The 14427-nt window shown below is 68.4% G+C and carries 11 protein-coding genes and 5 pseudogenes; 7 read left to right on the top strand and 9 right to left on the bottom strand.

Annotated features, from left to right (window positions below; translation table 11 throughout):
* Position 1 precedes the first annotated feature (1 nt).
* The 6 genes and pseudogenes from C1708_RS00750 to C1708_RS35925 all read right to left on the bottom strand — a co-directional run.
* Positions 2 to 250: pseudogene (locus tag C1708_RS00750) on the bottom strand (IS110 family transposase); the annotation flags it as partial.
* A gap of 256 nt (positions 251 to 506) precedes the next feature.
* Complete coding sequence (locus C1708_RS00745) at positions 507 to 1472, bottom strand: YihY/virulence factor BrkB family protein (protein ID WP_106416081.1); 966 nt, start codon at positions 1470 to 1472, stop codon at positions 507 to 509.
* A 236-nt stretch (positions 1473 to 1708) separates the two neighbouring features.
* Entirely contained in the window at positions 1709 to 2455 is a 747-nt protein-coding gene (locus tag C1708_RS00740; RefSeq protein WP_241911127.1) for an IS6 family transposase, read from the bottom strand.
* A gap of 79 nt (positions 2456 to 2534) precedes the next feature.
* The gene (locus C1708_RS33900) at positions 2535 to 2675 is read right to left on the bottom strand and encodes a hypothetical protein (RefSeq protein ID WP_157951211.1); all 141 of its coding nucleotides are present in this window, start codon (positions 2673 to 2675) and stop codon (positions 2535 to 2537) included.
* 191 nt (positions 2676 to 2866) lie between these two features.
* Positions 2867 to 3025, bottom strand: coding sequence for a hypothetical protein (locus C1708_RS33895; RefSeq protein ID WP_157951210.1), 159 nt, complete (start codon positions 3023 to 3025; stop codon positions 2867 to 2869).
* Positions 3022 to 3321 carry a transposase gene (locus C1708_RS35925; protein ID WP_106410808.1) on the bottom strand — a complete coding sequence of 100 codons (300 nt, stop codon included), beginning with the start codon at positions 3319 to 3321 and terminating at the stop codon, positions 3022 to 3024. Before C1708_RS35925 ends, C1708_RS33895 begins: the two co-directional genes overlap by 4 nt.
* A gap of 589 nt (positions 3322 to 3910) precedes the next feature.
* On the opposite strand from C1708_RS35925, the gene C1708_RS00725 reads away from it, so the two are divergent.
* A complete protein-coding gene (locus C1708_RS00725; protein WP_106410807.1) occupies positions 3911 to 4885 on the top strand; it encodes a GNAT family N-acetyltransferase in 975 nt (324 codons plus the stop codon).
* Between the two features lie 8 nt (positions 4886 to 4893).
* On the opposite strand, the pseudogene C1708_RS00720 reads toward C1708_RS00725, so the two are convergent.
* Positions 4894 to 5088 (bottom strand): annotated as a pseudogene (locus C1708_RS00720) (DDE-type integrase/transposase/recombinase); the annotation flags it as partial.
* 222 nt (positions 5089 to 5310) lie between these two features.
* Positions 5311 to 6127: pseudogene (locus C1708_RS00715) on the bottom strand (IS5 family transposase).
* Between the two features lie 623 nt (positions 6128 to 6750).
* On the opposite strand from C1708_RS00715, the pseudogene C1708_RS00710 reads away from it, so the two are divergent.
* From C1708_RS00710 to C1708_RS00700, 3 genes and pseudogenes are all read left to right on the top strand, one after another.
* A pseudogene (locus C1708_RS00710) lies at positions 6751 to 7550 on the top strand (ISAzo13 family transposase); the annotation flags it as partial.
* 47 nt (positions 7551 to 7597) lie between these two features.
* Positions 7598 to 8391, top strand: a pseudogene (locus tag C1708_RS00705) (IS5 family transposase); the annotation flags it as partial.
* Between the two features lie 298 nt (positions 8392 to 8689).
* Complete coding sequence (locus C1708_RS00700; protein WP_106410806.1) at positions 8690 to 9886, top strand: cytochrome P450 family protein; 1197 nt, start codon at positions 8690 to 8692, stop codon at positions 9884 to 9886.
* Between the two features lie 393 nt (positions 9887 to 10279).
* Here the strand turns inward: C1708_RS00700 and C1708_RS00695 are convergent, their stop codons facing one another.
* Positions 10280 to 11371: an IS630 family transposase gene (locus tag C1708_RS00695; RefSeq protein WP_106410805.1), complete on the bottom strand. Its 1092-nt coding sequence runs from the start codon at positions 11369 to 11371 to the stop codon at positions 10280 to 10282.
* 176 nt (positions 11372 to 11547) lie between these two features.
* Between C1708_RS00695 and C1708_RS00690 the strand changes: the two genes are divergently transcribed.
* From C1708_RS00690 to C1708_RS00680, 3 genes are all read left to right on the top strand, one after another.
* A complete protein-coding gene (locus C1708_RS00690) occupies positions 11548 to 13005 on the top strand; it encodes an NF041680 family putative transposase (RefSeq protein ID WP_106410804.1) in 1458 nt (485 codons plus the stop codon).
* 56 nt (positions 13006 to 13061) lie between these two features.
* Positions 13062 to 13930 (top strand): IS5 family transposase gene (locus C1708_RS00685; RefSeq protein WP_274543338.1). Its coding sequence is split into 2 segments (ribosomal slippage): positions 13062 to 13406 and positions 13409 to 13930, totalling 867 coding nucleotides; the frame shifts between segments, so codons are not numbered across the junction.
* A 45-nt stretch (positions 13931 to 13975) separates the two neighbouring features.
* Positions 13976 to 14425, top strand: a complete 450-nt coding sequence (locus C1708_RS00680; RefSeq protein ID WP_106410803.1) for an ankyrin repeat domain-containing protein — start codon at positions 13976 to 13978, stop codon at positions 14423 to 14425.
* The last annotated feature ends 2 nt before the right edge of the window (positions 14426 to 14427 follow it).

The following is a 14427-nucleotide window of genomic DNA, read 5'->3' as shown; positions in this document are numbered from 1 at the left end:
GTCAAACGAGGCGTGGGGTTCCGGGTTCGTAGAAGGTTCCGTCGCGGAGCGTCGCGAAGAGGACGCTGATGCGGTGGCGGGCGAGGTGGAGGAGGGTCTGGGGGTGGGTTCTGCCGCGGGCTCGGAGGCGGTCGTAGCAGGTCCGGGAGGCGGGATCGTGGAGGACCGTGAACGCGGAGAGGAACATCGCCCGTTTCAGCTGCCGGTTCCCGCCTCCGGGGGCGTGCTCACCGTGGATCGAGGTGCCGGCGATCGGGCAGCTGTCCGTCGTCTGTGCGGTCAACCGGCTCACCCGGCACCTGTCCATCCTGGACATCACCTGGACCGGATAGTCACCAAGAACAGTGCCCCGCCCGTGGCGGCCAGGCATGCGTGATGCAGAGCGGCCTGGACACTTGGAGGGCCGGCCCAGTCCGCTAGGGGTGTCGTTTGGATCAGGCCGGCTCCAGCCCACGATGCCTTCCGGCCCCCGCGACCCCGGCATGATCCAAACGACACCCCCTAGGTCAGGCGCCCGGTCCGGGGTCCGGCTTCACCGGCGTACGGATGCCCGCCCGGGCCGCCTCCAACTGGGCCGCGAACGCGATGCCGAGGAAGAGCGCCACGGCGGTCAGGTTGGCCCACAGCAGCAGGGCGATGAAGGCCGTGAGCGGACCGTACACGGCGCCGAAGGCCCCGCTCCGTCCGACGTACAGCGCGAGCAGCCAGGTCGCCGAGATCCACAGCACCAGATGGACCGCCGAGCCGAAGGCCAGCCAGGTGTAGCCGGGCTGGTCGCGGCGGGGCGACCAGCGCAGGATCACCGCCGACGCGACCCAGGCCAGCAGCAGTCCGGCCGGTACGTCCAGCACGGCCCACCACGCGGCCCCGCCCGTCCCGTGGCCGAGGGTGCGGGCCACGGCGTCGCCGACCGTCTCACCCGCGACGAGCACCAGGAACCCCAGGACCATCGGCAGGCCGGCCGTGAAGGCGAGCGCCAGGGCCCGGCCGTACTTGCGGACGAAGGGGCGGTCGCGCTCGATGCCGTAGATGCGGTTGGCGCCCCGTTCGATCTGCGCCATGGCCGAGGCGAGGTTCAGCACCGCGAACCCGAGGCCCAGCCAGAGCGCGACCGTGCTCCACACGTCGCTGCCGGCGCTGCGCCGGGTGCCCTCGAAGGCCTTCTCGACGACGTCCGCGCTGGCGCCCGGCACGATCCGGCCGAGGGTCAGCTCGATGACCCGGCCCACGCTCTCCGTGTGCACCGACGTGGCGAGACCCACGAGCACGACGGTGAAGGGGACCAGGCCGAGCACGACCTGGAAGGCGAGGGCCCGGGCGTTGGTGAAGCCGTCCGCGTAGCGGAACCGGGTGAAGGAGTCGGCCAGCAGCCTGAGGCCCCCGTACCGCCGCAGGGCGGTGAGGGCTTCGTCGCCGGAGAGTTCGTCTCCGAGCATGTCCCGGGTCTGCGGAACGTGGACGGCGGTTCCCACGATGCGGCTGCTCCTCGTGTCGGGGCGGGCGAGGACGTCGTCCTCCACCCGTGCGCATGCCCCGTGAACGAGACCGCAGCGCGCAGGGGACGGCTTAGGCAGTTTTTTTCGGATCATCTCGCCGACCAGACGAAGATGGCGGCGGTATGGAGTCCGGCGGGCGCTGTCACGTTGTTGGACGGGCGGTCTTCGATGGTGCGTCACGGCCTGATGGGGGGCCTGGTTCCGGGCTGTGCTCAGGCCGCGGTGGCGACGCCGGTGATCTGCTTCCGGATTGCGAAGCGGACGGTCATCTCGGCTCGGTGGGCAGCAGCGGTCATCAGATGGCGGCGGGGCCGGAAGTGGGGTGAGATGCCGCTGAACGCGGAGAGGAACCGCTGTGCTCCGCCCACCGAGCGGAAGCCTTTCATCGCCCGCTCGCGTTGCCTGGCGGGCTGGTGACTGTTTTCCGCCCGGTTGTTCAGGCACTTCGACTGCCGGTGTTCGACGCAGGGCATGACCTCCCGGTGGGCGGCGCCGTAGGAGCGGAGTTTGTCGGTGACGATCACCCGCGGCACCGCGCCGGTCTTCTTCAGAAGTCCGCGGAAGAAGCGTCTGGCCGCGGCCTTGTCCCGGCGGTTCTGCATCAGGATGTCCAGGACGCTGCCGTCCTGGTCGACCGCCCGCCACAGGCACTGCAACCGCACGTTGATCTTGATGAAGACCTCGTCCAGGCGCCACTTGTCCCCAGGCCGAGGCCGCCGGCGGCGCAGCGCGCCTGCGTAGGCCGACCCGAACTTGGCGCACCAGCGGCGCACCGTCTCGTGGGAGACGACGATCCCGCGCTCGAGCGTCAGCTCCTCGACCTCGCGCAACGACAGCGGGAAACGGAAGTACAGCCACACACAGTGGGAGATCACCTCGACCGGGTACCGGTGCCCCTTGTACGACAGCGACACGGCCCCCACGGACAGCCCCTCCAGCACGATCAACCAGAAGATCATCCCACCCGGCCAACCAACGTGACAGCGCCACCCGGACCGACTGCAGCCAGCTGTCCGGCATCACCGCGGGCGGCACGGCCTACGACCTGGTCCACGCCGGCACCAGCAACCACGAGCGGACCGAGCTGGGCTCGACCTGGTTCCACCACACGGCCCTCGGCCTGGCGTCCACGTCCACGAACGGCGTCGACACCGGATTCATCCGCGAACCGGCGGGCACGCTGAACTCCGTGACGACTGGGGGGAAGTCCTCCTACTACCTCACCGACGCCACCGGCAAGCGCACCCACACCTACGCCTACGGTTCCACCGGCCTGCCCCGAGGCACCACCACCGAGGCCGTCCCCCAGCCCTACCGCTACGCGGCGCCTACCCCGACCCGACCGGGCTGTACAGGATGGGCCACCGCTACTACGACAGATCCTCGTCCACGGCCTTCCGTGCGGCCCGGACGGCCGCCGCGGCCGTCCACCGGTAGAACCCGGAAGCGGACGCGTCCAGCACCCGACACAGCCGCCGTACTCCGTACAGGTCACGACGGTCGGAGATGAACCGCCGGCGGCCGGTCATCGACCCATCTCCTTGGCAAAACACGCGGCTGCTTTCCGCAGGATCTCGCGCTCCGTCCCCAGCTCACGGACCTGCCTGCGCAAGCGCCGCGGTTCCTCGCGCTCCGCAGGGCTCAACGGGCCCTCACCGCCCGCACCGGACGCGGCGGCTTCCGCCCGTGAGCGCGCGACCCACTGCCGCAACGACTCCGGGTTGACACCCAGCTCTCGCGCCACCGACGGGATGCGCCGCCCACCGGACTCCACCAGCGCGACCGCGTCCCGCTTGAACTCCCCCGAGTACCTCGCAGTACCCATGAGGACATCCTCTCCACGAACCCGAGGATCCGCTTCTCAGAAGTGTCCACTGTTCGAGGTAAACCCCGCCTGGCGGGTCACCCCGTACGGTCTGCTGCCCGTACCGACCAAGACCCCCTGCTGGCTCCCGGCTGTTCGCCCTGGCGTCGGTCGCCAAGGCCGACGTCTCGGGCTGCCTCGGCACTGGCGGGCCAGGACATCGTCCTGGCCTGCCCTCACCACCCGGATTCCGGCCGGCCCCGACTGCCTCCAGGACCTGGTCGGCCGCCTGACCGCGGCGGGCTGGCTCACCGGGAACCCCCTCACCGCCTCCTGCCTCACTGGACCGCCCTCACCGACTCCCGCTTCGCCGGCTGCCTGACCGGACGCGTACTGCCCCTCACCTGCCCCCTCCTTGTGCAGCCGCGCCCTCGAGCAGAACGGCTGGCACCAGCTACGACGACGACCTCCGGCGGGCAGGGACCCGGCGAGTCGCCGACCGGCGGGGAGGAGGGCCGTCCGGCCCTCGAGATGCCGCCGGGCCTGCCGCTTCGCCCGCGACGCACGTCCGTGGTCCGATGGAACCCGGGGGGCGGAAAGGAGAACGGTCATGCCCGCAACGAAGCGAACGAGTGTCACCGCCCCGGTATCGGTCCGCCCGCTGGCCGAGCCGGACCTTGACCGAGCCGACGAGATCTTCAGGGTTGCTTTCGGGACCTTCTTCAAGGTCCCCGAGCCGGAGACGTTCTTCGGGACCGCCGACTACATCCACACCCGCTGGGCGGCGGACCCGCAGGCCGCCTTCGCGGCGACCATCGAGGGCGAGGTCGTCGGATCGAACTTCGCCGCCGACTGGGGCAGCGTCGGATTCTTCGGCCCGCTGACCGTACACCCAGACCTGTGGGACCAAGGCATCGGCAGGCGCCTTATGGAACCGGTCATGGACTGCTTCGATACCTGGGGGAACCGACACCTGGGTCTGTTCACCTTCTCGCACAGTCCCAAGCACCTCGAGCTCTACCGCCGGTACGGTTTCTGGCCCCGCTTCCTCACCGCCGTCATGAGGAAACAGGTCACCGCCGGTGCCACGGTCCCCGGCCGCGTGCTGTACGGGGAGCTGACCGCCGCCGAGCGGCCGGGTGCGCTGCGCCTGGGCCGCGCACTGACGCAGGCCGTGCACGAAGGCCTGAACCTGGAGCGCGAGATCACGGCCGTGCAGACGCAAGGGCTCGGTGACACCGTCCTCCTCGAGAACGCCGACTCCGGCCTCGACGGTCTGGCCGTCTGCCACTGCGGAGCGGGATCGGAGGCCGGTGAGGACGTGTGCTTCGTCAAATTCGGCGCCGTACGTCCCGGCCCAGGCGCCGCAGACCGGTTCGAACGACTGCTGGAGGCGTGCGAGCAACTGGCCGCCGAGAAGGGACTGAGGCAACTGGACGCTGGGACCAACCTGGCCCGCCAGGACGCCTACCGGCGCATGGCCGACCGCGGTTTCCGTACCTGGCTGCAAGGCGTGACCATGCACAAGCCCAACGAACCCGGCTACAGTCACGCGGACGCCTACGTGATCGACGACTGGCGCTGAGTCGACTGCCGGTGTTCGACGCAGGGCATGACCTCCCGGTGGGCGGCGCCGTAGGAGCGGAGTTTGTCGGTGACGATCACCCGCGGCACCGCGCCGGTCTTCTTCAGAAGTCTGCGGAAGAAGCGCCTGGCCGCGGCCTTGTCCCGGCGGTTCTGCACCAGGATGTCCAGGACGCTGCCGTCCTGGTCGACCGCCCGCCACAGGTTTGGATAGCTCTGTCGGCTCTCCCGCATCAGCACCGATCGGATTCGGTGCTCGCCCCCGGTAGTAGTCAACGAGTTGGTCACGGTAGTAGTCGTGACCGAAAGCGATGCGGGAGCCGGGAAGGCCTCCTCCGTTCAGAATGCTTTCCAAAACGTTCCCCATCTGTTTCGGGTCAGCGCTGTAGTAGGCCGAGATATTAAATAAGCATTTTAGAGCTTGTCTCACGTGGTGAGTTTTGCGAGTTTCTTGTAGCAGGTCAGGGCCGCTGCGAGTCCGAGGAAGGCCAGGAAGTGGCTGCCTTTGCGCTCGTACCGGACGGTCAGGCGGCGGTAGCCGAAGAGCCAGGAGATCGACCGTTCGATCTTCCAGCGGTGCCGGCCGAGCCGTTCGCTGGACTCGATGCCGGGTCGGGCGATGCGCGGGACGATGCCCCGCTCGCGCAGCCACTTCAGCCTGTCGGCGGAGTGGTACGCCTTGTCGGCGCGGAGCCTGCCGGGCCGACGTCTGCGGGGCCGCGCCGGGAGCGGATGGCGGGGATGCCCAGCACCAGCGGCAGGAGCGCCTGGCTGTCATGAACGTTCGCCCCTGAGACGCCAAGGGTGAGAGGGAGGCCCTGGGCGTCGGCCAGGACATGGAGCTTGCTGCCTTTCTTGCCCCGGTCGACCGGATTGCGCCCGGTCAGCGATCCCCCTTTTTCGCGCGGACGGAGGCCGCGTCCACGATCGCCGAGGTCCAGTCCACCTCGCCACGGGCGCCGAGTTCGTCCAGAACGGCCTGGTGCAGCCGCCGCCACAGCCCGTCCTTGGTCCATGCGGAGAACCGGCGATGGGCGGTGGCCGGCGAGACGCCAAATGTCTCCGGCAGGTGCCGCCAGGCACAGCCGCTGGTCAGCACGTACACCACAGCCGTGAACACCGCCCGCTCATCCACCGGGGCCGTGCCTCCGCCTTGCGGACGGGAAGCGAACGAAGGCAGCAACGGTGCGACCAGTGACCAAAGTTCGTCAGGAACCAACCGCTGCGACAAACCAACACCCATGGCAAAACATCATGCCGCATCCACCTCACACCACGTGAGACAAGCTCTTATTTTGTATGGGTCGTAGCCGTCCGGGTCGATCCTCCGTGTCTTTTCTCCTCCAAGGCGCCGGTCACGGATGACCATCATCTCGAGGGACAGCGGAGTATGGCCCGTGTAAGCCTGGACGACGGCGCGGAGGCGTCCTTCCGCACCCTGCCGCGCTTTACCGGCCTGGGAGCTAGCAGTAAGTTTACGGACCCCTTCTGGACTATAGCCCGGTTTTGGGATGAGCATGCGGAGACTGCGACCGTCAAGATCGTTAAAAGACTCCCCAGTAGGGCCGTAGTTCGTAGGCGACTCCCTGGCATAGTGCCCCCCTTTTTCCTAGGCATCTCTAGCAGGGTGCCCTCGGGAGGCCGGAGATTCATGAGTACCTGTACTCAATAGGGCTCCGGGGCAGCCTCTTCGTCAGAGCTGCCCCGGAACGCTGGATCGCTCAAAGACCCATGCCCGTCATGGTGTGCTCAAAAGCGTTGGCGTACAGGCGTGCTCCGCCGATCTTCGGGTGGAAGGATTGTGCGGGTAAGGGCCTGCCGATCATCAAGGTGTTGCTTTCGGGGGTGGGGTCTCGTTGATGTCGTATGCGCATCCCGGACGAGACTCATGATCAACTCGCTGTGAAGCTGGGGGTGTTGTTCCCGCATCTGGACGAGCGGCAGCGGCGGTTGCTGGCGGCCGCGGAGGCCCGGATTCTGGGACAAGGCGGCATCCGGGCCGTGGCCCGGGCGGCCGGGGTGAGCGAGACAACGATCCGCAGGGGTATGTCCGACCTGGAAGCGGGCGAATCCTTGGTGGGGCGGGTGCGGCGGTCGGGCGGTGGACGCAAACGCGTCACGGACCTCGATCCCGGACTGCGGTCTGCGCTGCTGGCGCTGGTCGAGCCGGACGAGCGCGAGGAGCCGATGCCGCCGTTGCGGTGGACGACCAGGTCGACCCGCACGCTGGCGGCCGAGCTGACCCGCCAGGGACATCGGGTCGGTGCCGACACCGTCGCCGGCCTGCTGCGCCAGGAGGGCTTCCGGCTGCAGGCCAACGCCAAGACGCTTGAGGGCAGTCAGCATGCCGACCAGGACGCCCAGTTCCGGTATCTCAACGAGCAGGCACGCGAACACCAGGACGCCGGCCAGCCGGTGATCAGCGTGGACACCAAGAAAAAGAATTCATCGGCGACTTCCACGATCCGGGCCGTTCCTGGCTGCCGACGGGCGACCCGGTGCCGGTACGGGTCCACGACTTCGCCGATCCGCAGCTGGGCAAAGCCATCCCTTACGGCATCTACGACCTGGCGGCCGACACCGGCTGGATCAACATCGGCACCGACCACGACACCGCCGCGTTCGCGGTGGAGTCGATCCGCCGCTGGTGGCACGACCAAGGCCGGGCCGCTTGACGTCGTTTCTTATGGCGTGATCATTCGTTGATCCGTGCATGGCGGATCTTGCGGAGCGACTGGTGCCGGACGAGTTGTGGATGCTGTTCCGGCGGGTGGTGCCATCGACTGAGGTGATACGTCCGCAGGGCGGTGGCCGGCGTCGGGCGGGTGACCGCGAAACCCTGGCCGCGATCATCTTCGTGGCGACTTCGGGCTGCACGTGGCGGCAACTGCCGCCGGTGTTCGGGCCGGCCTGGCAGACGGTCCACCGGCGGTTCGCCCGGTGGAGCCGGGACCGGGTCTGGGCCCGGCTCCACCGGGCAATCCTCGACGAACTCGGAGCACAAGGTGAGTTGGACTGGTCGCGGTGTGTGATCGGCTCGGTCAGTCTGCGGGCGGCAAAAGGGGGCCTTTGACGGGACCGAATCCGACCGACCGCGGCAAACTCGGATCGAAGATCCACCTGATCTGCGACCGCAACGGACTGCCGCTGCCCTTGGGCATCTCGGGCGCGAACATGCACGACAGTCAGGGCCTGGAGCTGCTCGTCCGGGGCATCCCGCCCATCCGCTCCCGCCGCGGGCCCCGGCGCCGGAAGCCGGCGAAACTGCACGCCGACAAAGGATACGACTACGACCACCTGCGCCGATGGCTCCGCGAGCGTGGCATCCGCCACCGCATCGCCCGCAAGGGCATCGAGTGCTCGCAGCGGCTGGGCCGACATCGTTGGGTGGTCGAGCGAACCGTGTCCTGGCTGGCCAGCTGCCGAAGGCTCCACCGTCGTTACGAGCACAAGGCCGAACACTTCCTCGCCTTCGTCGGCATAGCAGCGGCCCTGATCGGCTACCGCCGCCCGATATTCGCCTCCCTTCAGTGGCGACAGAAGCTACAGTCGGTGGGCGGTCAGGTGTTGATCCGAGGGGGCGGACCATTACCGGAACCATGAGCCGGCGGCGTCCGGCGTGCACGGCGCCCACGGCCCGGCCGAAACGCGTCCCTCCCCGGCACCGCACACGCCGGTGGACGACAGCCGCCGGCCGCTTCCCGGGTGACCCCTTCCCCGGCCGCCTCCGCGTCGCCATGACGTTCGCGCCCGGGTCACTGCGGCGCACAACTCCTTTTTCCGGAATCAGTTAGGTGGTATTCCCATGAGCGTGGTCGATCTCGCGGCGCTCGGCGAGTCCTTCACCCGCGACCCCTACCCCGTCTACGCCCGACTGCGGTCGCAGGGCCCGGTGCACCGCATTCGCATGCCGGAAGGAGGCGCGGAGGCCTGGCTCGTCGTCGGATACGAGGCCGGACGCGCCGCCCTCGCGGACCAGAGACTCTCCAAGGACTGGAGCAAGGCCTCGCCCTCCCTTCCCCTCGGCGCCATATCCCCCGGCACGCATATGCTCAGGGCCGACCCGCCGGACCACACCCGGCTGCGCAAGCTGGTCGCCCGGGAGTTCACCACGCGCCGCGTCGAGGAGCTCGCCCCGCGCATCCAGGAGACGACGGACACGCTCCTGGACAGGATGCTCGCCGCCCCCGGCGGGCGCGTCGACCTCGTCGAGGCGCTGTCTTTTCCGCTGCCCATCTCCGTGATCTGCGAACTTCTGGGTGTGCCGGACCTGGACCGGGGCTCCTTCAGGGCGTGGTCGAACGACGCACTCGGCGCGGCCGACCCCGAACTGCGTCAGACCGCGGCGAAGTCGATGGCGCACTACCTGGTGGAGCTGGTGGAGCGCAAGCGGCAGCAGCCCGGTGACGATCTCATGAGCGGACTGATCCACAACTCGGACGACAACGGCGACAGGCTCTCCCACGAGGAACTCCTCGGCATGGCCTGGCTGCTGCTCGTGGCCGGCCACGAGACCACCGTGAACCTCATATCCAACGCCGTCCTCGCCCTGCTGACCCACTCCGAGCAACTGGCCGCTCTGCGCGCGGACCTCTCCCTCGTCGACGCAGCCGTCGAGGAGGCGCTGCGCTACGAGGGACCGCTGGAGACCCCCACGTTCCGCTTCACCACCGAACCGGTGACGATCGGCGACACGGTCATCCCCGGAGGGGGCGAACTCGTCCTCGTCGCCATGGCCGATGCCAACCGCGACCCCGAACGCTTCCCCGAGCCCGACCGCTTCGACATCCTCCGTGACGCCCGCGGCCATGTGGCGTTCGGCCACGGCATCCACCACTGCCTGGGTGCGCCGTTGGCCCGGCTGGAGGCGCGCATCGCCCTGCGGACGCTGCTGGAACGCTGCCCGGACCTGGCTCTGGACGTCCACCCGGCGGCGATCACCTGGCGCCCGGGAATGATGATCCGCGGTCCGCGCAGCCTGCCCGTACGGTTCGCCCGGTAGGACGGAGGAGCCACAGGGCTGTCATCCCGCTGATCCGGCGCGGCCCGCCGGATCAGCGGGCGGGCCCGGCCGTTGGGGAGCCCGGTCTTCGTGTTGACGCCTTCGGTGACCTACGGGCTGGCGTCGTAAGGCTCATGGTCGGATGCCGACGTCGATTTCCCGGCACAGTCCGTTTCGATGGGGAGCGCGCTCTGGGGCGACGCGGTGCCCACGAGCACGGGCACCGCGGCCGCCAGCGGGAAAGTAGGGCCGCGATTCCCCCTCGAGCCTTGGTGCTGACGGAACGAGGCCCCATCGGCACCAAGGCCCTCGCTGGAAGACCAATCAGACGTCCTCGACCACACCGAAGCTGTCAGCACTCCCGCCGAAGACCAGCCGCGGGGCGTCGTCGGGCTAGTGACCTGAGTCGGAGATTCGTCGGCAGTAGGCCGCGACTTTGTCGAGGATTTCGTCGGCAGTCTTCGTCCAGACGAACGGTCGTGGATTGTCGTTCCAGTCGGCCAGCCAGGAACGAATATCGCGTTCGAGGGCCTGGACGGAGCGGTGGACACCGCGCTTGAGCTTCTTCTGCGTGAGCTCGGCGAACCACCGCTCCACCAGGTTCAGCCAGGACGAACTCGTCGGAGTGAAGTGCAGATGGAACCGCGGGTGAGCCAGCAGCCACTTCTTGACGGCGGGTGTCTTGTGGGTGACGTAGTTGTCCAGGATGAGATGGACCTCGAGGTCGGCGGGCACCTCCTTGTCCAGCTTGGCCAGGAACTTCTTGAACTCCACGGCCCGGTGCCTGCGGTGCAGGGAGCCGATCACTTTGCCGGTGGCGACCTCCAGGGCCGCGAACAGGGTGGTGGTGCCGGCCCGGACGTAGTCGTGGCTGCGGCGCTCAGGAACCCCGGGCATCATCGGCAGCACCGGCTGAGAGCGGTCGAGGGCCTGGATCTGCGACTTCTCGTCCACACACAGGACCAGGGCCTTCTCCGGCGGATCCAGATACAACCCGACGACGTCACGGACTTTGTCGATGAACAGCGGGTCGGTGGACAGCTTGAACGTCTGTGACCGGTGCGGGGCCAGGGCGAACGCCCGCCAGATCCGCGAGATCGCGGACTGGGACATGCCCGTGGCCGCCGCCATCGACCTGGTCGACCAGTGGGTGGCGTTCTTCGGCTTCTCCTCCAGCGTCTTGACGATGACCCGCTCGACGTCCGCGTCGGTGATCTTCCGCGGAGCACCGGGCCGCGGCTCGTCACACAGGCCGTCCAGCCCTCGCTCGAGGAAGCGTCGCCGCCAGGTGCGGACCGTGTCCGGACTGACCCGCAGCCGGCGCGACACCTCCATGATCGAGTGTCCGTCGGCGCACTCCAGCACGATCCTTGAACGCTGGGCCAGTGCCTGAGCGGTCGAGCGGCGGCGCACCCAGCCCTCCAGCACGGCCCGCTGGGCATCGGTCACCGACAACGGCGAAATCTTCGGACCCGGACGACTCATGCCAAACCAACGACGAATCTCCGACTCAGGTCACTAGCTTGATCTTTAACGTCCGGCGTCGAATGGCGTCTCGAACTTGATCACTCGGTTCGGTATCCGGCGGACGCAGAAGCGGCCTTCGTCTGAACATGTGCTCCGACCAAGGAACACACACGTCCAGCACGAAGGCCGCAAGGATGAGTCTGCTGCAACGCGACACCCGGCAAGAGGAATTGGCGCAACTGTCACGCTTCCGGGGCGAGTTCTACTCCTGTCTCACCGCTCGTTCGGATGCGTTGTTCGAGCTGGCCGACGCCGTCCTGTGCGGTGACGGGCCGGTCAGGTCGCTGGCCGAGCTGTCATTGGTGGGCGAACACCGTCGCGGTCACGGCGGACTTTACGCGGCGGTGGCCCGCGGCCAAGTGGATACGGACCGGCTGCGGCAGGCCCTGACCGCGGTGCCCCTGCCGCGGGCCGCTGATGGCCGGCTGGTCCTGGCTGTCGACATCACCTGTTGGCTGCGGCCCAATGCTCACACCTCACCGCAACGGATCCTGTGCCACACCTACGGACGCGGCAAGGACCAGCACATCCCCGTTCCCGGCTGGCCGTACTCCATCGTCTGCGCGCTCGAGCCCGGCCGCAGTTCATGGACCGCGCCGCTGGACGCGCTTCGGCTGGCACCCGGGGACGACACTGCCACAGTCACCGCCCGCCAACTGCGCGAACTGGTTGAGCGACTGATCAGGGCGGGTCAGTGGCAGACGGGCGACCCGGACATCCTCATCGTCGCGGACGCCGGCTACGACGCACCCCGCCTGGCCTTCCTCCTGCGAGATCTGCCCGTGCAGGTGCTGGCCCGGATGCGTTCGGACCGGGTCCTGCGCAGGCCTGTTCCGCCTCGTCGGCCGGGCACGATGGGCCGCCCGCCCCGGCACGGCGGCGAGTTCGTCTTCGGCCAGCCCGACACCTGGGGCACCCCGGACACCCAGACCGTCACCGACACCCGCCTCTACGGCACCGCCCTGGCCCGCTCCTGGAACCGGCTGCATCCCAAGCTGACCCACCGCTCCTCCTGGGCCATGGCCGACGGCACCCTCCCCATCATCGAGGGGACGGTGATCCGCCTGGACATCGACCACCTGCCCAGCGGAGCCACCCCCAAGCCGGTCTGGCTGTGGTGGTCGGGCACCGACGCCACCGAAGCCGACGCCGACCGCCTCTGGCAGTCCTACCTGCGACGCTTCGACATCGAGCACACCTTCCGCCTGTTCAAGCAGACCCTGGGCTGGACCACACCGAAGATCCGCACCCCCGAAGCGGCCGACCGCTGGACCTGGCTGATCCTCGCCGCCTACACCCAACTGCGGCTCGCCCGGCCGCTGGCAGCCGACCGGCGCCGCCCCTGGGAGAAACCCAGCCCGCCGGACAGACTCACCCCCGCCCGTGTCCGCCGGGACTTCCGACACATCCGCCCGACGACCGCCTGCCCGGCCCAGGCACCGAAACCCTCCCGGCCCGGTCCTGGACGACCACCGGGCCGCAAGAACACCCAGCCCACACCCCGCCACGACGTGCACACACCCCGCAAAGCACAGCCGACGCAACGACGAACAAAGAAGTCAACGACCCCACGGCCCCGCCGCACAGGTTAAAGATCAAGCTAGGGCCTGTTGCGAAAATAGATCTTGGTCGTAGATGATCACGTTCTGTGAGGCGTGGTGATCTGACGAACGGCCAGTGGGCCCGACTGGAGCCGTTGCTGCCTCAGGGCATCAAGCCGGGCCGTCCGGCGGTTTGGACGCGGCGGCAGCTGATAGACGGCATACGATGGCGGACGCGGACCGGTGCCCCCTGGCGTGATGTGCCGGAACGCTACGGCCCCTGGGACCGGGTCTATGACCTGTTTCGACGCTGGCAGCGCGATGGCACGTGGGCGCGGATCGTTACCCAGCTCCAGGCCCAGGCCGACGCGAAGGGCCTGATCACCTGGGAGGTGAACGTCGACTCCACCGTCTGCCGGGCCCACCAGCACGCCGCCGGGGCGTCGAAAAAGGGGACCTGCAGAAGGAGCCGCCCGGCGGCATCGCCGTCGAGCCGGCCGACCACGGGCTCGGACGCTCCCGAGGCGGGCTGACTACAAAGATCCACCTCGCTGTCGAGCAGGGACAGAAGCCGCTCTCGATCGTGATCACCGCGGGTCAGCGGGGCGATTCCCCGCAGTTCGAGCCTGTCCTGGACGCGATCCGGGTGCCTCGACTCGGCCCTGGACGGCCTCGCAGGCGACCGGACCGAGTGCGGGCCGACAAGGCGTACGACTCCCGCCGCAACCGGGCCTACCTGCGCAAACGCGGGATCAAGGCGACCATCCCGGTCCCGGCGGACCAGGTCCGCAACCGCCACAAGCTCGGCTCCCGGGGCGGTCGGCCTCCGAAGTTCGACAAGACCGACTACCGCGAGCGGCATGCCGTCGAGTGCGGCATCAACCGCCTCAAGCGCCACCGGGCTGTGGCCACGCGATACGAGAAGCTCGCCGTCCGCTACGAGGCCACTGTGTTGGTCGCAATGATCAACGAATGAATATGAGTGGCTCTGGCGTACCCATGATCGCTAGCCTCACCAGCTGTGAAGCAGCGACAGCAGAAGAAGCTCTCCCACCGCCTTTTCGGGGCAATCCTGTCAGGTGACGTCAAAAGCGCGAAGACCTTGCTGCGCAGTGGAGCAAGTCCGGAGAGAAGGAACACTGACGGCACCACTCCTCTGTACCTGGCATCGGTGCAGGGAGAGGCCGAAGTGGCCCACTTGCTCATGGAGGCCGGGGCTTCCCCTGACACTGAAAGCAGTGGCCCCGGCTCGGAGGGCACACCGCTGTGCGCGGCTGCTTGCTGGGGGCACACCACAACGGTCCGGGAACTGTTGGCGCATGGCGCCGATCCCAACCTCCGCGAAGACCAAGGCGCAGGCTGGTCCCCGCTGGACTGGGCGGACAATGGCTCCCACCCCGACATCGCTAAAATCCTCAGAAGCCGTTGTCTTTCCGAGAGTGGCGGGTGTGTTTCCGCTGGTCAGGTGTAGGG

The sequence above is a fragment of the Streptomyces sp. DH-12 genome (assembly GCF_002899455.1).
Classification (GTDB): Bacteria; Actinomycetota; Actinomycetes; order Streptomycetales; family Streptomycetaceae; genus Streptomyces.
This window is presented reverse-complemented; position numbering and strand designations above follow the sequence as displayed.